This window comes from Fontivita pretiosa, assembly GCF_050410795.1.
In the GTDB taxonomy this organism is placed as follows: Bacteria; Planctomycetota; Phycisphaerae; order Tepidisphaerales; family Tepidisphaeraceae; genus Fontivita; species Fontivita pretiosa.
The window spans coordinates 1,808,775-1,828,034 of record NZ_CP191258.1 but is presented as its reverse complement, the minus strand read 5'-3'; the positions used below and the strand labels follow the sequence as shown (position 1 = coordinate 1,828,034).

The 19,260-nt window shown below is 64.9% G+C and carries 14 protein-coding genes; 8 read left to right on the top strand and 6 right to left on the bottom strand.

Features of this window, described 5'->3' with window-relative positions; genetic code table 11:
* Positions 1-3: 3 nt before the first annotated feature.
* On the top strand, positions 4-906 hold the full coding sequence (locus ACQS5P_RS07510; protein WP_428940278.1) for a hypothetical protein: 903 nt from the start codon (positions 4-6) through the stop codon (positions 904-906).
* 19 nt (positions 907-925) lie between these two features.
* Here ACQS5P_RS07510 and ACQS5P_RS07505 read toward each other — a convergent pair whose 3' ends face one another.
* From ACQS5P_RS07505 to ACQS5P_RS07495, 3 genes are all read right to left on the bottom strand, one after another.
* A complete protein-coding gene (locus ACQS5P_RS07505; RefSeq protein WP_428940277.1) occupies positions 926-3,034 on the bottom strand; it encodes a trypsin-like serine protease in 2,109 nt (702 codons plus the stop codon).
* Between the two features lie 445 nt (positions 3,035-3,479).
* The gene (locus tag ACQS5P_RS07500; protein WP_428940276.1) at positions 3,480-5,411 is read right to left on the bottom strand and encodes an endonuclease/exonuclease/phosphatase family protein; all 1,932 of its coding nucleotides are present in this window, start codon (positions 5,409-5,411) and stop codon (positions 3,480-3,482) included.
* Between the two features lie 214 nt (positions 5,412-5,625).
* Complete coding sequence (locus tag ACQS5P_RS07495) at positions 5,626-6,666, bottom strand: Gfo/Idh/MocA family protein (protein ID WP_428940275.1); 1,041 nt, start codon at positions 6,664-6,666, stop codon at positions 5,626-5,628.
* A gap of 60 nt (positions 6,667-6,726) precedes the next feature.
* Between ACQS5P_RS07495 and ACQS5P_RS07490 the strand changes: the two genes are divergently transcribed.
* Entirely contained in the window at positions 6,727-7,971 is a 1,245-nt protein-coding gene (locus ACQS5P_RS07490) for an aspartate aminotransferase family protein (protein WP_428940274.1), read from the top strand.
* A 13-nt stretch (positions 7,972-7,984) separates the two neighbouring features.
* A complete protein-coding gene (locus tag ACQS5P_RS07485; protein ID WP_428940273.1) occupies positions 7,985-8,884 on the top strand; it encodes a hypothetical protein in 900 nt (299 codons plus the stop codon).
* Between the two features lie 13 nt (positions 8,885-8,897).
* Here the strand turns inward: ACQS5P_RS07485 and gltX are convergent, their stop codons facing one another.
* The 3 genes from gltX to ACQS5P_RS07470 form a co-directional block, all read right to left on the bottom strand.
* Positions 8,898-10,538: a glutamate--tRNA ligase gene (gene gltX / locus ACQS5P_RS07480; protein WP_428940272.1), complete on the bottom strand. Its 1,641-nt coding sequence runs from the start codon at positions 10,536-10,538 to the stop codon at positions 8,898-8,900.
* 13 nt (positions 10,539-10,551) lie between these two features.
* On the bottom strand, positions 10,552-11,544 hold the full coding sequence (locus ACQS5P_RS07475; RefSeq protein ID WP_428940271.1) for a CDP-alcohol phosphatidyltransferase family protein: 993 nt from the start codon (positions 11,542-11,544) through the stop codon (positions 10,552-10,554).
* Positions 11,545-11,615: 71 nt separating this feature from the next.
* Entirely contained in the window at positions 11,616-12,347 is a 732-nt protein-coding gene (locus ACQS5P_RS07470) for a phosphatidylserine decarboxylase (protein ID WP_428940270.1), read from the bottom strand.
* A gap of 180 nt (positions 12,348-12,527) precedes the next feature.
* Here ACQS5P_RS07470 and ACQS5P_RS07465 point away from each other — a divergent pair, with 180 nt between their 5' ends.
* The 5 genes from ACQS5P_RS07465 to eno all read left to right on the top strand — a co-directional run bounded on the left by ACQS5P_RS07465 (position 12,528) and on the right by eno (position 19,236).
* Positions 12,528-14,612 carry a DUF6785 family protein gene (locus ACQS5P_RS07465; protein ID WP_428940269.1) on the top strand — a complete coding sequence of 695 codons (2,085 nt, stop codon included), beginning with the start codon at positions 12,528-12,530 and terminating at the stop codon, positions 14,610-14,612.
* Positions 14,613-14,763: 151 nt separating this feature from the next.
* On the top strand, positions 14,764-15,162 hold the full coding sequence (locus ACQS5P_RS07460) for a response regulator (protein ID WP_428940268.1): 399 nt from the start codon (positions 14,764-14,766) through the stop codon (positions 15,160-15,162).
* A complete protein-coding gene (locus tag ACQS5P_RS07455; RefSeq protein ID WP_428940267.1) occupies positions 15,159-16,742 on the top strand; it encodes an HD-GYP domain-containing protein in 1,584 nt (527 codons plus the stop codon). Before ACQS5P_RS07460 ends, ACQS5P_RS07455 begins: the two co-directional genes overlap by 4 nt.
* A 155-nt stretch (positions 16,743-16,897) precedes the next feature.
* Complete coding sequence (locus ACQS5P_RS07450) at positions 16,898-17,947, top strand: phosphotransferase family protein (protein ID WP_428940266.1); 1,050 nt, start codon at positions 16,898-16,900, stop codon at positions 17,945-17,947.
* On the top strand, positions 17,944-19,236 hold the full coding sequence (gene eno, locus ACQS5P_RS07445) for a phosphopyruvate hydratase (RefSeq protein ID WP_428940265.1): 1,293 nt from the start codon (positions 17,944-17,946) through the stop codon (positions 19,234-19,236). Before ACQS5P_RS07450 ends, eno begins: the two co-directional genes overlap by 4 nt.
* Positions 19,237-19,260 lie beyond the last annotated feature (24 nt).

The following is a 19,260-nucleotide window of genomic DNA, read 5'->3' as shown; positions in this document are numbered from 1 at the left end:
CCTATGAAAGATCGCCTGATCACCATCGTCATAACGGTAGTCACCACCGTCCTCACCATGAGCCTTCTGGATCGCCGGCCCGTATCGCCGGCCGTGGCGCAGCAGCCGCCCGGATCAATGGATGAATTGATCGTCAATCGGCTGATCGTCCGCAATGAGCTGATCGTTTCCGATACGGGCAAGCCATGGGAGGAGGGTTTCGAGAAACACAACATCCCGCGCGGACTGGTGGCGCGGGCGCGCGGCGGAAACGTCGGTGACGCCGGGCTGTGGGTCCGCGGCCGGTTGATCAAAACCGAGATCGATGATCCCTTCGACGATCGCTTCCACGCCATCAACCGCGATGGCTCCGTCTTCCGCGCGCCCGGGCACATCTCCTGGAATGTCTGGCTGGGCAACGCCTGGCGGCAGGTCGCCATCATCCAGGGCGAAGCGCTGGAGAACAGCGAAGTCAAAGATGGCTTCAGCGGCGGCAACCACCCCGGCCGGCTGCGCTTCCAGTCCTTCCGGCCGCACCATCCCGAGCCACTGACCGATGCGATCATCGGGCAGGGGATGATGTCGATCGGGGGCGGCGGTTACGGCGGCGGGGGGCTGCCCTATCCCTCAGAGGTACTGCAACTCTGGGGCGGAACCATGACCCAGTCGCCCGTGCAGACACCCCAGCCGCCGCAAATCGTCAGACACGACGGCTCCGGCAAACACACCTACGCGCTGATCGCGCTGGGCCCGCAGGGCGCCCGCAGCAAACCCTCGCCCGCCGTCGTCGCGGATGGACTGGCGACGCTCTCCTGGGACAGCCTCGCCGGCGCCGACAGCTACATCATCCTGCGAGATGGCAAGCAGATCGGCCCCCTGCGAATCGAAGGCGCTCGCAAGCAGTGGACCGACAGCGGCTCGCGATAGCAGGCTTGACGGATCAGATTCACCCACGCCCGCAGGCGCGTCGTGGCCGTTTCAGCGACCAGGCGATCAGCGCCGATGCTGCGAGCATCGCCGGCTCGGGTATGACCCCGGACTGAATCGCCCGCAGGGCGGCAAGATATTCGCCGCCAAACATCCGGGCGTGCTCAGCGATCATCGCCTGCGCCAGCGGTCCGGACTGATTGACGTAGGCATTGTCGATCAGGGCATAGTCCGTGGCGTCGATGACGCCTGAGTAGTCGAAGTCGCCGTTGATCCACCCCGTCAATCTGTTGACGTAGCCGTTGTCGATGAGCGAATAGTCCGTCGCGTCAATTCGGCCAGACAGATCCGCGTCGCCGAAGTAGGTGTATTTGATCAGGATCTCGTTGCCGGTCACGCCGATGCCGGAGAAGCTGGTATAGATCGGTCCGCTGCCGCCGACCTGCGAGAGGTCGTTGCGGATCACGCCCAGGGCGAACAGGAAGCTGCCGCGGGCGGTGTTTTCGGCGCCGGCTTTGGAGCTGCCGATCCCGAAGCCGTTCCAGTCGAACGCTCCGCCGTTGGTCAGCCCGTTCTTGATCAATGTCGTCACGGCGGCGAGGTTGGCGCTGGAGGCGATCATGTCGTTGTCGGCCAGGTCGATCCGTCCGGTGCCGGTGACGGCCAGCGCCCCGGTGCGCAGCACCTTGTTGGCGCCGGAGGTGAGGATGAGCTTTCCGCCGGCGACATCCAGCGTGCCTGCGGACAGCGAGCCGCCGTTATAGTTGACCGAACCACCGCCCCAGATCCGCAGCGTGCGCGCGATGTTGAGCTGAGACGATGCGCTGGCGAGCGTGAGTGTTGCCGCTCCGCCGGCGCCGCGAAACGTCCCGCCGACATACACGCTGCCCGCCACGTTCATCGTGGTGGCCGCTCCGATGGTAAGTCGCCCGAAGCTGCCGCTTTGCTCGGCCAGGTTTACCTCGCCGTCTCCGGTCGTGTTGATCACACCGTTGGTGAAGGTGAGGCTCGCGTCGTTGCCGCTGTAACGTCCAACGGTGATCGCACCCTCGAACATCGAAGAGGTGAGGGTATAGACCGACCCGCCGAGATTCAGCGTCACGTTCCCGCCGCGCGCGACGAGCTGGTGGTTGGTTACCGCGCTGCCGAAGGTGATGGTGTAGGTCCCGGGGTTGCGGAGGCCGACGATGTCGCCGGCGCCGGGCACGCCGTTGAGAGCAGTGGGTCCCAGTGCCCAGTTACCGGCGGTGTTGAACGAGCCGCCGGAGGCGCTGTTCCAGGTGTGGGCGATCTGGTCATCGATCCAGACGTTATGCCGCGAGACGCGGATCCAGCCCATGGCGTCGGAATAGCTGGAGTTGCCCGTGCCATCGCCCGCGGGCGGATCAAATGCCGCCACGAACGACGTGATCCCCGCCAGGTACCATCGTCCGTTCACTTCGACATAGGTTCCCGAGCCGCTGTCGCCCAAAGCAGCCAGACCTTCCAGATTCTGCGGCGTGGTTGAGCCCATCGAGTTCAATCCGTCGGCGTTGGACGGATCATCAAAGTCGGACAAGGCCATGCGATTGTTCCAGCCCACAAGAGTGCCCAAGGCGTCGATGGTGTTCTGAATGCCGCGCCTGGTGCCGAAAGGAGTGCTTTGCCCGCTCAGGCCGGTGCCCGACATGCCGTAACCCACTGTCGTGCCGATCATCCCGACTTCGTTGGCGTCGAAGAACCGGCTGGCCGGAACGACGCCAGCGACGGCGCTGTTCAAGCGGACCAGGGCGATGTCGTTGCCGGCGGAAATGTCGCCGCTGTAGCTCGGCTCAACGAATGCCTGCGCCGCGGTGTAGGTTTGCCCGTTGCTCGAGGTGGTTCCGCCGATGTTGAACTGGAAATCCCCGCCGTCGGCGATCGAATGTCCGGCGGCCAGAACCCACTTGGGCGCGATGAGCACGCCGCTGGCCGGTTCGGTGGGGAACGCCCCGACCGCCTGGTATTTCGGATCATTGCCCAGGGCGGTGTAGCTGGAATCGCTGCGATCGTGGCGAATGGTTCCGGCCAGTGCCGGCGAGAGCAAAACGGCGGGGGACGACAGCAGAGCGGCCGGGCCACTCGCCCCGACCAGAACTGCCGTCGCCACCGACCTGAACAGCGAGCGGACAAGCCCCTCACGTGCGTGCGGCCTGCCCGCGCTGCAACCGAAACCCGACTTTGTCGCAACGGGCGAATTGCAACATCCAGCCGAACGCGACCTGCTCATCTCCACCATCCGGAAGACAGAACCGACCCCGCTGTCGTCCTCGCGTCCTGGCTCGATTGCGCTGCAATGCGCACCGCGCGGTTCGGGCCCAACTGCAAAAGCTCCAACGGCTTCGACAAATCCAAAATCGGCAACTGCCCAAACGTGTCAATCGCTGTTGCCACGAACCCAATGTGTTATTCATTCCTACCATCGCGACAGGCCAAATGCCAACAAAAAGTGCGCGACGACAAATCAATCCGCACAGTCTTCCTATCTTCACGCGATCCAAGCCCACAAGATTCGGCCAACTCAGCAAACCTGCGCGAAAACCGCCCGCCGCTATTCAGCCGCCGCGCCGGCGCCCGGGACGCAGCACGATTGCGGCCCAAGCTGTCACACCCACGAGAAACAGTCCAGGTTCAGGAAGCTGATTTGCCGGCAGACCGAGCGCCGCCAGCCGCTCATACAGCAACTGCGACGACGGCTGCCAGTTCTGCGCCAGCAGGTACAGGTCGCGGAGGTTGACTACGCCGTCGTACGTAAAGTCCCCTGCGGTCCAGAACGCATCGGTCTGCTGCCAGCCCAGCGACAGCGCCTCTAGATCGATCGCATCAACAAGCCCATCCAGATTCGCGTCACCGGCGGCAGCCGTCTGCACCAGCAGCGCGGTGCCAGCCGCTTCGATGTATCCGATCCGCTGGGTTGCCTGCGCTGTTGAGCTGAACAGCGCCCCGCTGAGCAGCAGTTGGCGGACGGATCGGATGGGCGACGTCCCGTCGTAGTCGATTCGCAGGGTATTGTCGGTCAGATCAAGCGTGGCTGAATCGATGATGGACAGTGCCCGGACGGTGACCGCCGCCGGCAATGTGGGGCTGAGGATGACCCTTGCCGAGCGGGCCGCCAGCAATGTGCCGCCCTGCACGGCGTTGGGGTGCGCGACGTGCAGGGTGCCGCCGTAGATTTCGGTGCCGCCGGTAAACGTGTTTCCCGCCGCCAGCACCAGCGTCCCTTCGCCGCTCTTGCTCAGCCGTCCGCTGCCGCCGATCGCGCCGCCGATGAAGCTGTAGGTACCGGTGGCGTTGCTGATCAGCACGGCGCCCGGCGACACGCCCGAGCTGGCGATTTGCACGACTCCCACGCCAGCATCGCTGAAGCGTACCACATCTCCCGCGGCGAACGCTGCCGTCGCCGCGCCCGTCACCGTGTCGATCCATGTGTCGGAGCCGCCGCTGTGCCAGGTCGCGCCGCTTGCACCGTTCCACTTCAGCGTCCGCTGTGCCGACAGACGGAAATCGATCACCAGCGGAAGGTGGTCGTAAGTGGCCCCTGCATCGTCCAGGATCGAATCGAATGGTCCCAGGTTCGCCGCCGCCCGATCCGACGACGACATCGCCACCGTGTTCAGCGCGAATCGGTGCGGGCCAAGCATCGTGCTGTCGGTGTAGAGGATGAAGTCGAGCCGACTGGGCGGATAGATATCCAGGTCGTTTCGCCAGGTGTACTGCTCGACGCCTGCGGCGTTGTGCGTTGGGGCGGCGTCGATCATGCTCGAGCCATCCCAGTCGGGGGGTGAGTCCGGGCCGTAGGTCGTTTCGTTCTGAATGTCTCCGCTGAGCAGCGTCGTGACCGGCTGGAAGCTTTCCACGATGTTCAGATCACCGAGCACGACCATCGGCGTGCCCGCGGCCAGCGTGATGCTTCCGCCGGCGCTGCGGGCATCGCGCATCCAGTTGACGAAGGCGTCGGACTGCATCTGCCGCTCGGCGTCGAAGCCGGAGCAGCACTTGTAGTGAGCGTTCATCAGGTACAGGTCGCGGGCGAAGCTGGCATCGGGCAGATTCACCAGGGCCATGGCCACGGCGCGATATCCCGGCGGGGAAGTGTTCGATGCCGTCAGCGACAGCGGGTACTTGCTGACGATGGCGTGTTCGCCGCCGCCCTTGTACACGAACCAGCTCGCCCCGCCCGGCAGCGGTGCGACGCTGTTCATCATCTCGCGAATCTGCGTGGCCGAGTGGTTGTAGATTTCCTGGAAGTTCCAGACATCCGCATCGACCGCGCGAACCACCCGCCCGAACTTCTGGGCGCGCGAGGGGTTCACGTCGGCGAAGATCGAGTCGTTGTGGATGTTCCAGGTTGCCACTCGAACATCGCCGGGCAACTCGCGATCCAGGACTGTCCCCGTCGCCGCCGACAGCCATCCGCATCCGATCGATGCCACGATGCTGCCAGAGCTGGCGACGATCGCCACCATTCGCCACGCTGCACGCGCCATGGGCTGCTCGCTCCCGCTTTCCTGTTGAACTGTTTGTGCCTGTTGTGCCCGGTAACAGGTATCCTACCACGGGACCTTTTAAAACCGCGTCGGTACAAGATGAACCGACAGGCGGGCGTGTGAGGCGGCGTGGCGGAGGAAACATGGTGAAGCTGCGCCGGCTGTTCATGCTGGCACTGGTGCCGCCAATCCAGACACGGGTCGGGTTGAAGGTCTAGAAAGGCAGTCCGATCTGCCGGCGGATCTGGTCAAGGACGCGCATGTTGCCCAGCGTGTGCTCGGGCGTGACTCTGGGTGGGGCGCCATCGCAAACGGCGGCGGCGAAGTCGTCGGCCTCCAGGGCGTAAAGCTCGGCATCGGCCTGGACGGTGAACTGCTGCCTGGGTGGAGGTGCTGCGCTGTGTCCGGGGCGCGCATCCTGTCGCGGCGGGATGCTGTGGCCGATCGTGTAGCTGGCCTGGCGTTGCGGCTTCCATGGCCAGCCGATCTCGATGTACCCGTCGCTGCCGCAGATCGACGCCGTATTGTCGGCTTGAACGGTCATGCCACACACGAACGTGCCGAGGATGCCATTGGGAAAGCCCAATGTTCCTGCGGCCCACTCATCCACGCCGCTTGCGTGAAGCGTTCCCGCCGCCAGCACGCGATCCGGCTCAGCGCCGGCGACGAGCCGACAAAAGCTCAGGCAGTAACAGCCGACATCCATCATGGCCCCGCCGGCCAGTTCCGGGCTGAAGCGAATATTGCCCTGGATGCGGGTGGTGCGGTAGCAGAAACTGGTTCGGATGACCTTGACCTGCCCGATCTCGCCGCGGGCGATGGTGTCGAGAATCGCCTGCGTCTGCGGGTGCGACAGATACATGAACGCTTCGACCAGCACCAGCCCTGATCGCCGCGCCACGTCGAACATTTCCTCGGCCTGGGCGGTGTTGACGGCGAACGGCTTTTCGCACAGCACGTGTTTGCCGGCCCGCAGCGCGCGGATGGTCCATTCGTGGTGCATGGAGTTGGGCAGCGAGACGTAGACGGCCTGGACGTTGCGGTCGCCCAGCAGCGCCTCGTAGCTGCCGTGGGCGCCGGGGATGGCAAACTGCCTGGCGAAGCTGGCGGCGGCATCGTGGCTTCGAGAGCCGACGGCGACGATCCGCCCGCGGCGCGCGCTGCTCATGCCCGCAGCGAACTGCCGGGCGATGTTGCCCGTGCCCAGGATCCCCCAGTTCAACGAATCGGGGTTTTGACTTCCCTGTTCGGACATGACTTGTTTCTCCTGTGCCCGACAGCATATTGTGTACGCTTCAAGAGAGGAAATTGCCCGATGTCCCAGATGTCTGAACAGGCCACGCAATCGATGTCTTATACGCAGCAGGTTCTGGAGCGCGCCCGCAAGGTGCTGATCCCCAACTACGCCAGACAGCCGGTGGTGATGGCGCGCGGCCAGGGCTGCTGGGTCTGGGACACCGACGGCAAGCGCTATCTGGACCTGTTTGCCGGTTTCGGCGGGGCGATTCTGGGGCATGTCCATCCGGCTCTGGTTGCCGCCGCCACCGAACAGGCCAATCGGCTCTGGCATGTCGGCAATACGTTTCACACCGAGCCGCAGGTGGAGCTGGCCGAGCGGTTGAACCGCACCGCGTTTGGCGGACAGGCGTTTTTCTGCCACAGCGGCGCCGAGGCCAACGAGGCGGCGTGCAAGCTGGCTCGGCTGCGCGGCAGTCCCAACAACCGCTGGAAGATCATCTCCCTGAACAAAAGCTTTCACGGACGCACGCTGGCGATGATCGCGGCGACGGGCAACCCAAAGGTGCGCGAGGGGTTCGGACCCGAGGTGCCCGGGTTTGTGCGCGTCGAATTCGGCGACATCGACGCGCTGGCGCAGGCGATCGACAGCGAAACCTGCGGTGTGATCCTCGAGCCAATCCAGGGCGAAGGCGGAATCAACCTGCATCCGCCCGGATACGTTCAGCGCGTGCGTGAATTGTGCACCGAGCACGGGCTGACGCTGATTTTCGATGAGGTCTGGACCGGCTGCGGACGAACCGGCAAGTGGTTCGGATACCAGCACCTGACCGATGCTTCGGGCCATCCGATCCAGCCAGATATCCTGACGCTGGGCAAGGCGATCGGCGGGGGGCTGCCCGTGGGCGTGATGTTCGCCAAACCGGAGCTGGCCGCCCTGATGACGCCGGGCAAGCATGGCTGCACACTTGGCGGAAACCCGATCTGCATGAGGGTGGCCACGACGGTTTTCGACGTGATCGAGCAGGAGAATCTGCTGGATCACGCCGCGGCGATGGGCCAGCGCGCGATCGCGCGGCTGCGGAACGAGCCGAAACTGGCCTCGGAGGTGGCTGAAGTCCGGGGAAAGGGCCTGATGCTGGGCATCGAATTGACCCGCCCGCCGGAAAAAATCGTCGAGAAGGGCCTGGAACGGGGTATCATCCTGAACCTGACGGCGCAGAAAGTGATTCGCCTGGCCCCGCCGATCAATATACCGGAGCACGAATTCGATCGCGGGCTGGACCTGGTGATTCAGACGATCCTGGCCGCCCGCGCCGCGTGACAGGTTTACAGCGATGAAAGGCGTCGATCGATTCCGGGTGGCGGTGGCGCTGGTTGGTCTACAGGCCATCGCGTGGCTGGCGGGGTGTTCGCCGCGGCAGCCGACCGGCGGCGCATCGCGCGAGCGCAAGCCCGTGATCGCCATTACCCAGCCGCCGGGGCAGGCGGCGGGCGGCAGCTCGCCCGGCCTGGATGCTTCACCGCCCGATCCGCTGCGCTTCAATATCGAGCTGTTCGTGCTGAGCGTTCCGCACGGCGCGATTTCCGGCAACGAGCAGTTCTGGAAACGAATCGACGAGCAGGTCTTCGACGTGCCCACCGCCGAGCTGCTGGACAAAAACGGCATTCGGGTGGGGGTGGCTGCGATCGGCGAGATCCAGCATCTGGCGCGTTTTCTGGACGAAGCCACGCCGGCGCAGCGGCTGAACATCGCCGGCCCGGAGGCGCGCGACGCCGAAGTGATCATGAATGCCGATCTGCCTGAGCAGGTCGTTTTCCATTTTGACGCGCGCAATGTTGCCGTGGGGCGCAGCTATGACCGGTGCGAGAACGCGATCAATCTATCCTTCCAGCCGGCGCCGCGCAAGCCCGGATACCTGCGATTGAAGCTGTGCCCGATGGTGCGGACGACGCGCAAGCGGGTTCAGTTCACGAAGCTCAATGACGCCTACGAGCTTCAATTCGTCAGCCCCGAGATGTTGTACGACTTGAACTTCCGGGTGGACCTTTCGCGGGACCGTTTTCTGGTGGTCGCGCCGTCGCAGAATGCGATCCTCCGTCCGACCAGCGTGGGGGGCTGCTTCCTCATCCGCAACACGCCGACGGAGCGGGTGGAGCAGGTGCTGATTGTGATTCCCCAGGCGTACCGTCCGCGCACGCCGCCGGCCCAATCGCCGCAGGTCAGTCTCCGATAGGCCTGAGCACGGACTATGACTGGGCTATGGCGATTGCGCGGCGGATGCGCGCCAGGGTGCGCTGCTTGCCGAGAAACTCCAGGCTCTGAAAGATCGGGGGGCTGACCGTCCCGCCGCTAACCGCCACGCGAATCGGCTGCGCCACCTTCGCCAGCCCGAGCTGCTTTTCCTGGCAGTATGCATTGACGGCGGCTTCCAGGCTCTGATGGGTCCAGTCCGTCAACGCGCTCAGAAGCGGTTCGATGTCGCGCAGCACCTGAAGGCCATTCTGCTGCTTGAGCACCTTCTCCACCGCCTGCGGGTCGTAGACGATCTGCTCATCACTGAGCAGCAGGAAGCGACTGGCCTGGTCCACCTCGCGCAGCACGCGGAAGCCTTTTTTCATCGCCAGGATGGTGGCGAGCTGCTCATCGGTTGCCTGATTCAGGGGGGAATCGGGGTTGACGCTCAGGTAGTCGCGCATCGCCGCCACAAGTCGCTGCGGCGAGGCGTTGGCGACGGCCTCGGTGTTGAAGGCCAGCAGCTTCTGACGATCGAACCGTGCCGGAGCCTTGTGGACCTGTTCCAGGCTGAACAACTGGATCATTTCCTGAAGGCTCATGCGCTCGCGATCGCCGCCGGGGTTCCAGCCCAGAAGCGCCAAAAAGTTCAGCAGCGCCTCGGGCAGATAGCCGTTTTTGCGAAAGTCGTGGACGAGGATCTCGGGAAGGTCCGACTCCTTCAGCCCGATGACCTGCATGACGCGCTTCTGCTCGTCCAGATCGAGCTGGCTCTGTTCATCTTGCAGCCAGGTGTTGAGTCGCCCGACCTCCAGACCGCAGGCGGCGGACAGGTCCTGGACCGACTTGCCCGTGCTCCTGAGCCAGTTGCGTGTCTGCTGGCGGATTTTGCGGTCGCGGTCGCGTTTGCCCATCTTCTTGCCGTCTTCCTTGTTGAGGATGACCGGCAGATGCGCGTAGATCGGGCGCGGATACCCCAGCGCCTCCTGAAGCGCGATATGCAGGAACGTGTTCAGCGTATGTTCCTGTCCGCGGATCACGTGCGTGATCCCCATCGCCGCGTCGTCCACCACCACCGCCAGGTGATAAGTGGGCATCCCGTCGGCCTTGCGGATCACAAAATCCTGCACCTGGCTGGCCGGCAGGTCGATGCGTCCCAGGATCTTGTCTTCAAAGCTGTAGTCCCTGACGGGCATGGCGAAGCGGACGACGTGCGGGCGGCCCTGGGCTTCGTAGGCGCGAATCTGCTCGGGGCTGAGCCTGGGGCGGCGATAGACAAACGACTGCTTGCGGCTCTCGGCTTCGCGGCGCATCGCCTCCAGCTCCTCGGGCGTCTCGTAGGCGCGATAGGCCATGTCCTTCGCGATCAGCTCGTCGATGACGCGGTTGTAGATGTGGGTTCGGCGGGACTGAAAGATCAGCTCCTGATTGTCCCACAGCAAGCCCAGCCAGCGCAGATCCTCCAGAAGCTGGGCCGTGGCCTGTTCGGTGCTGCGGGCCAGGTCGGTATCCTCGATTCGCAGCAGGAACTTTCCGCCGGCGTGCCGGGCCAGCAGCCAGTTGTACAGTGCGGTTCTGGCTCCGCCGACGTGAAGATAACCGGTCGGCGAAGGCGCGAATCGGGTTACGACGGTGCTGGGCGAAGATTCGGGCATGGTCGGGGTGGGATTATCGGCCTGGGGAGGATTCAGGCAAGCCCGCGTGGGGCGAGGCCGCATCGGGCGCGGGCGATGTTGCAGCGCCGCCGATCGCCCGGGGTCTGATGCGCAGCCACGCCCAGCTCACCGGCCCCCACAGTGCGTACGCCAGCGTGCCAATCCCAATCACGTATCGGTGGGCCAGCACGATCAGCAGAAGCAGTCCGACTGCGGCGATGAGCCTGCCGATCGAGCGTCTGCCGCGCAGCCAGCGGTTGACGATGTGCGGATAGCGGAAATTGCTGATCATCAGCAATCCGGTGATCAGCACGACGATCGGCAGGAGGATCACGCACACGAAGGCCAGTTGCTCCAGCCCCTCGCGTTGCAGGTCCTGCTGCATGAGGATCACGCCCACGACCGCGCCGGCCGCGCCGGGACTGGGCAGCCCCAGGAAGCTGAAGTGGTGCTGTTCGCCGTGTTCGTTGGAGACGTTGAACCGCGCCAGGCGGATCGCCGCGCAGGAGAAGTACAGCGCGCCGATGGCCCAGATCAGCCGGGTCAGGAACAGCCGCAGGTCTTCAGGCCCCTGGGCCTTGAATAGCAGCAGCGCGATGAACGCCGGCGCGGCGCCGAAGCTGACCACATCCGCCAGGCTGTCCAGTTGCCCCCCGAAATCGGTGGTGTGTCGTGTGAATCGCGCCAATCGTCCGTCCAGCGCGTCGAAGACCATCGCCAGGATCAGCAGGTACGCCGCGACCAGGAACTTGTTGGCCAGCAGCGCCTTGGCCCAGGGATCGTTGCCGACGTTGCTGGCGTCAAAAGCGGCGACGTAACAGGCGGCAAAACCGCAGATCGCGTTACCCAGCGTCGCCAGGCTCGGCAGAAAATAGACCGAGCGGATGTAGGCTCGTCGTCCGTGGCGGCGAAATCGCCGGCGGCGGTGCGCGCGGTGAGGGTCAGACTTCCGCGCGTCGGCGCCAGCCGCGGACAGTGTGGAAGGATTGTGCCGGTCCTGATTCATCCTGGATCACTCTGCTGCTCCACCTTCCCTTGCCGCTTCGGTGCCTGGCGACCTGTCCTGGCAGCCGCGCCTCAGGCGGGCGTCTCGCGCCCGACCAGCGGCTCGAACTCCTCGTCGTCGAGCTGCCTGACCTGTCCACGAATCGGCTGGCCCAGCGTCGCGATCACGTCCGCCGCACCGCGAACCGTCTGCCCGACCTTGACGGTAATCGTCGGCTCCAGCCATTTGGCGATGTACAGCTCGGTGCGGCTGCCGAACTTGATCATCCCGATGCGCTGTCCGCGCACCAGCATGTCGCCCCGCTGCGCCGTGAACACGATTCGCCTGGCGATCAGACCGACAATCTGCTTGACCACGGCGATGCGTCGCTCGCCTGCGGGCTCGGCCAGCACGATCGTGTTCGATTCGTTCTGCTCCGATGCCTGAGCATGCTTGAGGGCACTGAGGAACTTGCCGCGTTTGTAGATCACCTCCACAACCCGCCCGTCGCAGGGGGCGCGATTGATGTGCACGTTGAACACGGACAGGAAAATCCCCACCCGCACGCACGGGCCGCCCAACAGCTCGTAATGCGGCAACTCGACGATGTCCGAGACCCTGCCATCGGCCGGGCTGACCATCACGTGCTGGTCCGCCGGCACCACCCGCTCCGGGTCGCGGAAGAACGCGAACAGCCAGACCAGCACCGGAAGCACCACCAGCGCCAGCGGCCACCACGCCCACCCCAGCCCGATCGCCACCACGATCAGCACCAGCGAGCCGATCAGCATCTCACGAAACCCATGACGGGTGAAACGCACCATCCGGTTCAGGCTAGACTCGTGCCGGATGGGTGTCAACGTGAGGATCGGCGCGATCATTCGAGCAGGACAACCCCGGCTTCTGTCACGGACAGCGCGACGGCGGCTTTGCTGCCGCCGATCAGGCTGTATGATTGCCCCGCCGCGGTGGCTGGCGGAGAACCTACGCTGATGGCTGTGGATGTGGCAGACTCAAGAACTGGCCCGGATCAGGCTCGGCTCGAGCCGCTGGCCGGGCGCGCGCAGCCGCTGCGGCGGGCCGTCACCTGGCGGAGCGTGCTGGTCGGATCGCTGCTGGCCGTGCTGGTCTGCGGGCTGTCGCCGGTCAACGACTACGTCGTGGCCAACAGCTTCCTGGTCGGCAGCTATCTGCCGGTGGTGATGGTCGTCAGCTTCTTTCTGCTGGTGGTCGTTTTCAACGCGCTGCTGTATCGCTTCGTTCCGCGGCAGGCGCTGCAAACGCCGGAGCTGGCGGTCATCCTGCTGATGACGCTGGTGGCGTGCAGCCTGCCGGGACAGGGCTGGCTGCGATCGTTCCTTCCCCTGCTGGTGGCGCCGTTTCAGCACGGCAAGTCGAATCAGGTCTTCTGGAATGCGTTCGTGAATCTGCACCTGCCGGGGTGGCTGTTTCCCGTGGAAAGCATTCCCGAAGGCCGCAACAGCGACATCGTGCATTTTTTTTACACCCGCCTGGAGCCGGGGCGGGCCATACCCTACGGGGCGTGGGTACTGCCTCTGCTGGGATGGGGGGTGTTCATCGCCGCCCTGTTCGCAACCCTGGTGTCGCTGGCGTGGCTGGTGCGACAGCAGTGGGGCGTGAACGAGCGCCTGGCGTTTCCGCTGGCGCAACTTCAGTTCTCGCTGATCGAACAGCCCGAGCCGGGACGCTGCCTCAATTCGCTTTTCCGCAGCCGATCATTCTGGATCGCGCTGGCGGCGGTGTTCCTTATCCAAAGCGTCGGATCGCTGCACGACTACTGGCCCAAGAAGTTCCCGCAAATCCCGCTGGAGTACGACCTGTCGGGAGTCATGTCGCAGCCGCCCTGGAGCTATCTGCCGGCGCACATCAAACGGGCGTCGCTGTTTTTCACGTTTCTGGGCGTGGTGTACTTCATCCAGGCGCGCACCGCTTTCAGCATGTGGTCGATCTACCTGATCATGCAGCTCGTCGGCACGTACATGCGCTGGCGGATGCAGTCGGACGTGACCACCGCCGCCTGGCGAGATCAGCACCTGGGATCGGCGATCGTGTACCTGATCGGGATCATATGGGTTGGCCGGCTGTACTGGGCGGGCGTGCTCCGCAACGCGTTTGGCCTTTCCGACGCCAGCGGCCGTCTTCGCGGCGCCTCGACGCGCCACCGCGGGGCGGTGTTCATCGCCATCGCGGGCGTGCTGGTCATGTTCGCCTGGCTGTTGCTGATGCAGGTCAGCCTGTGGGTCGCGGCGCTGATCATCTTTTTCCTGCTGCTGCCGCACATCGTCACCGCGCGCATTGTCGCCGAGACCGGCATGCCCTTCATTCGCTCGGTCACCACGATGATGCAGTTCAGCACCAACCTGCCCGCCACCGCGCTGAGCGGGCGCGACATGTTCTTCACCGGCGTGTTCACGATCAACGGCGCCAATACGACGCGCGAGAGCCTGCTGGCCTACACGCTGCACGGGATGCGCAATGTTGATCTGGCCGGCGGGGATGAGCGCCGCGAGCGGACGGGTCTGGCGCTGGTCATCGTCTGGACGCTGCTGCTGGGCTTTTTCGTCGCCACCTGGTCGTCGCTGTGGTGTTATTACAGCTACGCCACGCCGATCTCGCACTCCCGAAACGCCGAGGAAGTGAGCATCAACAGCCACGGGCTGTACGTGCTGCCGCGCGAGGAGCTGGTGGATCCGATGACCCGCTGGGCCGAAAAGCGCTTCCCGCCCAAGACGCACGACCCGCTGGTTCACTTCGGATTGGGGCTGGGGATAACGGCGGGGCTTCAGGTGGCGGCCTGGCGGTGGCCGTGGTGGCCATTCGTCCCCGTCGGCTACGTCGCCAGCACCGCCCAGTTCATGCAACTGGCCTGGTTCAGCCTGATGCTCGGATGGCTGGCCAAGGTGCTGATCCTGCGCTTCGGCGGGGCACGGCTGTTCCAGCGATCCAAGCCGGTGTTTATCGGGCTGATCTTCGGCGAGGCGCTGGCGGCGGGATTCTGGCTGGGGGTGAACCTGCTGCTGGCGTGGCTGGGGCTGGACTACGAGCCAATCCGTTTCCTGCCCAGGTGATCCAGGAGGCAGGCTGGGCCGATAACGTTGACTGCTTTGGAGTTGATCAGCCGGTTTTCAGCGGTTTGGCGCTGAACCTGTGCGGCGGCTTGGTCGATGCTAGCGGTGTGGAGCGGGGTTGGGAACGCAAACGGGATTGGAGCGGAGGAACATGTCCGCGGGCCGGATTATTGTCGCCGACGACGAGAGTTACGTGACCACGGTTGTGGCGGGGAAACTGCGCCAGCAGGGGTATGAGGTTCTGATCGCCTGCGATGGCGAGGAAGCGCTGGCGCTGGCCGTGGCCAGTCCCCCGGACCTGATCGTCACCGACTACCAGATGCCGGTGATGAGCGGTTATGAGATGTGCGTGAGGCTGAAGCAGGATGCGCGGACGGCAGGCGTACCGGCGATCATGCTGACGGCCCGCGGACACCACCTCTCGGCGGCCCAGCTTGCCGCCACCAACATCCGCTTCCTCCTGTCCAAGCCGTTCAGCATCAAGGAACTGCTGGCACGTGTGGGAGATGTGCTGGCGTCGTTGCCTGCCTCCGGAGCCTCCGCCGCATGACGGAACTGTCGGTCTCAGATCGTTCGCCGGCCGTGTACGAACCGCTGTCGCGGCGCTGCGCGGAGCTGGGCATTGCGCTGTGGCACTGCGACGCGGGCGGCAGAGTGCTGGCCGAGCCGCGGCAGTCGCGGCTGGGGCCGGGGTTGCGGCAGTGGCTGTGCTCGGCGCCGGTGCGCCAGCGCATCGAGCTGGTGGCGGGTCTGCTGAGCGAGTCCCGAACCGTCGGCGTTGAGCTGCCACCCATCGAATCGTTGCCGGGGCAATGGCTGCTGCCGCTGGAACAGCGTCAGGGTATCCGCCGTGCCGCACTGTTCCTGGCGATGGTTTTCACCAGCGACGCCGCGGCGTTGCCCGCGGACACGGTCGTGTATCGCGCCGCCGACATTCCCCGGCTGCACCGCACGCTCCGCTGGTTCTGCGAGGATCTGGAGCGATCCGAGCGCGACGGTCGCACCATCGATCAGTTCAGCGAAAAGCTCGGGCAGGCGTATGAGGAGACGCATCTGCTGTATCGGATGGCGCGGCTGATCAACTGCGTCAGCGACGCGGCGCAGGCCGTGCAGAGCATCGGCCAGCAGCTTCAGGAGGTGTTGCCGTTCAGTTGGCTGGCGATCCGCTTCAGCCAGCACAGCCGCAGCGTGCGCGAGCTGAGTGGGCGGACGCTGATCGCCGGCCAGCCCCCGTGCGATCCCGAGCAGATTCGCCTGCTGTCCGATCCACTGCTACAGCAGCAAACCGAAGCAGGCTGGAAGAAGCTGCTGCGCCCCGACGACAATGCGCTGGCCGCCGCCACCGGTGCCGAAGTCCTGGCCGAGCCGATCACCCACGATGGGCAGGTGATTGGCGTTCTGCTGGCCGGCAACAAGCTCGGCCCGGACCCGGAGCTGTCCAGCGTCGAGATGCAGTTTCTGGACGCTACGGCGGATTTCCTGGGCGTGTTCCACGAGAACCTGGCGCGATTCGCCGAGCAGCGCGAGATGTTCTTCGGCACGCTGCGGGCTCTGACCGCCTCGATCGATGCCAAGGACCGCTACACCGCCGGCCACTCCGAGAGGGTCGGACTTCTGGCGTCGAAACTGGCGGCGGCGATCAACCTGGATCGCAGGCTCATCGAGGAGTATCGCATCGCCGGCATGGTCCATGACGTGGGCAAGATCGGCGTGCCGGAGGCGGTGCTGTGCAAGCCCGGAAGGCTCACCGCAGACGAGTTCGCCCAGATCAAGCGACACCCCGAGATCGGGCACCGAATCCTCAAGGACATCCCCGCGCTGGCCGGGGTGCTGCCCGGGGTGCTGTGGCATCACGAGCGATGGGATGGCGGCGGATATCCGCATCAACTGGCGGGGCAGAAGATCCCCCTGATCGCGCGGGTGCTGGCGCTGGCCGACACGTTCGACGCGATGAGCTCCACGCGCTCGTACCGTCCGGCGCTGCCGAGGCGGCGGGTGCTGGAGGAGATTCGCGCCGGCGCCGGCACGCAGTTCGATCCGGAACTGGTGCCGCTGTTTGTCACACTGGACTTTGCCGACTTCGATCGCGCACTGGAATCTCACCGAATGCTCGAACAACGCGCCGCCTGATGCTTCGGGCGCATGGGGTGTTACCATTGTGCAGCTCGGTGTGACGGGCGCCCTGCCCCTGGGCCGATCGCCCGCACGGGCGGGACGCCCGTGACATCGGGCTGGCCCCGCGCCGCGGTTGCCAAACGACTGGCGGCGGGGATGATCGATGCGCGATGTCCGAGCAGCAGCAAATCCACGGCGAGTTTTTGCGGCAGTTGGTGGCCGACGGGCTGACCAGTCCGCGAGCGACGCTCGTGCCGCTGGCGGGGGGCGTATCCAGCGATATCTATCTTGTCAGCGATGTCGAGAGTGGCGGAGGCCACACGCCACAGCGCAGGTTCGTCGTGAAGCGCGCCTTGGCCCGGCTCAGAGTGAAGGATGACTGGCGCGCGGATGTCGGGCGGAACATCTCCGAGCAGAACTTCATCCGATACGTGAGTGCGTTTCTGCCTGATGCGATGCCCCGACTGATCGCCGGCAGCCAGCAGCACGCCTATTTCGCGATGGAGTGGCTGGACGATCAGCGTTTCGCGAACTGGAAGACGCTGCTGATGCACGGCCGAATCGATCCGAGGCACGCGGCGATGGCGGGAAGCATACTGGGAACGATCCACGCGCGCTCGGCCGGCGATCCGCACGCCGAACGCACCTTCGCCACCGACCGCAATTTCCACGAGCTGCGAATCGAGCCGTATCTGCTGACGACCGCCCGGCGGCATCCGGACCTTCAACCCGTCATCGACGCCGAGGCGCAGCGGCTGGGCCAGACGCATGAGGCGCTGGTTCACGGCGATTTCAGCCCCAAGAACATGCTCATCGGCGGGCCACGGATGGTGCTGCTGGATTGCGAAGTCGCCTGGTATGGTGATCCGGCGTTCGATGGAGCCTTTCTGGTGACTCACCTTTGTCTCAAGGCGTTGTACCACGGGCGACACCTTGACGAGCTGCGACAGTCGATCGATCGGTTCATGTCCAGTTACGCAACCTCCCGCGACGACGATGCGGCGATACAGCAGTTTCAGCATCGTCTGGCGCGGCTGGTTCCGATGCTCCTGCTGGCCAGGCTCGACGGCAAGTCGCCGGTCGAGTATCTGACTGATGAGAACCAACGGCAGTGGCTCAGGGATCTGGCGCGCGAGCTGATCGCGCGGCCGGTGGGGGCATTTGATGACGTTGTGCAGCGTTACTTCACCCGCTTGTGCGATACGGGGTTGCGTCGATGAGGATCCGATCGATCGATGCCTTCCAGATCTTCGATTCGCGCGGGAATCCGACGCTCGAGGCGGTGGTGCGCCTTGAAGACGGCAGCGTCGGGCATGGGCTGGTGCCGTCGGGAGCATCCACGGGGCAGTTCGAGGCGCTGGAGCTTCGCGATGGTGATGCGTCGAAGTTCGGCGGCAGGTCGGTCTTTCGCGCAATTGAAAACGTCCGCACGATCATCGCGCCGGCGCTGCTGGGCGCGGATGCATCGGACCAGGCGGGTATCGACCGGCGGCTGATCGAGCTTGATGGCACGCCCAACAAGTCGCGGCTGGGGGCCAACGCGATCCTGGGGGTGTCGATGGCGACAGCAAGCGCCGCGGCACGGGCGCGCGGCGTGCCGCTGTTCCGACATCTTGGCCGGGGAACGCTGCTGCCCCTGCCCGAGATCCAGCTCATCGGCGGCGGGGCGCACGCGAACTGGCGAACCGATGTGCAGGACTACCTGCTGATTGCCGTCGGGGCCACATCCTACGCGCAGACGCTGGAGATGACCTGCAATGTCTATCGCGCCGCCGGAGAGCTGCTGGCCCGGCAGAACCTGCGATTCGGCGTGGCCGACGAGGGCGGCTACTGGCCACAGTTCGACAGCAACGAGGCGCCGCTGGAGCTGGCCGTCCGCGCGATCGAGGCGGCGGGTTACGCACCGGGGCGCGAGGTGGCGCTGTCGCTGGACATCGCCGCCAGTGATCTGTACGACGAGCAAACGAACCGATACCGATTCGACCTGGATCGGCAAAGCCTCACGTCCGAGCAGTTGGCCAAGATGCTGGATCAGTGGTGCCAGCGATATCCGATCATTTCGATCGAAGACCCCATGGCCGACGTCGATCTGGATGGATGGCACATCATCGCGCAGATGCTGCGGGACAGGATCCAGCTTGTCGGCGACGACCTGTTCGTCACCAATCTTGAGCGAATTCGGATGGGCATCGAGCAGAAGCTGGCCAACTCGGTGCTCATCAAGCTGAATCAGGTAGGGACGGTGACGGAGACGATGCAGGCGATCCGGCTGGCGCAGTCGAGCGGGATGCTGCCAATCGTCTCGGCGCGGTCGGGGGAGACGGAGGATGCGTTCATTTCGCATCTGGCGGTGGCGACGGATGCAGGCCAGCTCAAGGTCGGCTCGTTCGCGCGAGGCGAGCGGATGGCCAAGTGGAACGAGGTTCTGCGGATCGCGCGCGAGCTGGGCGATGTCGCCTCTTTCCGCGGCGCAGCGATCTTCACCGATGCGGGGCTCAAGCCACCCTGAGATGCCCTTGCATTCCCTTGGGCG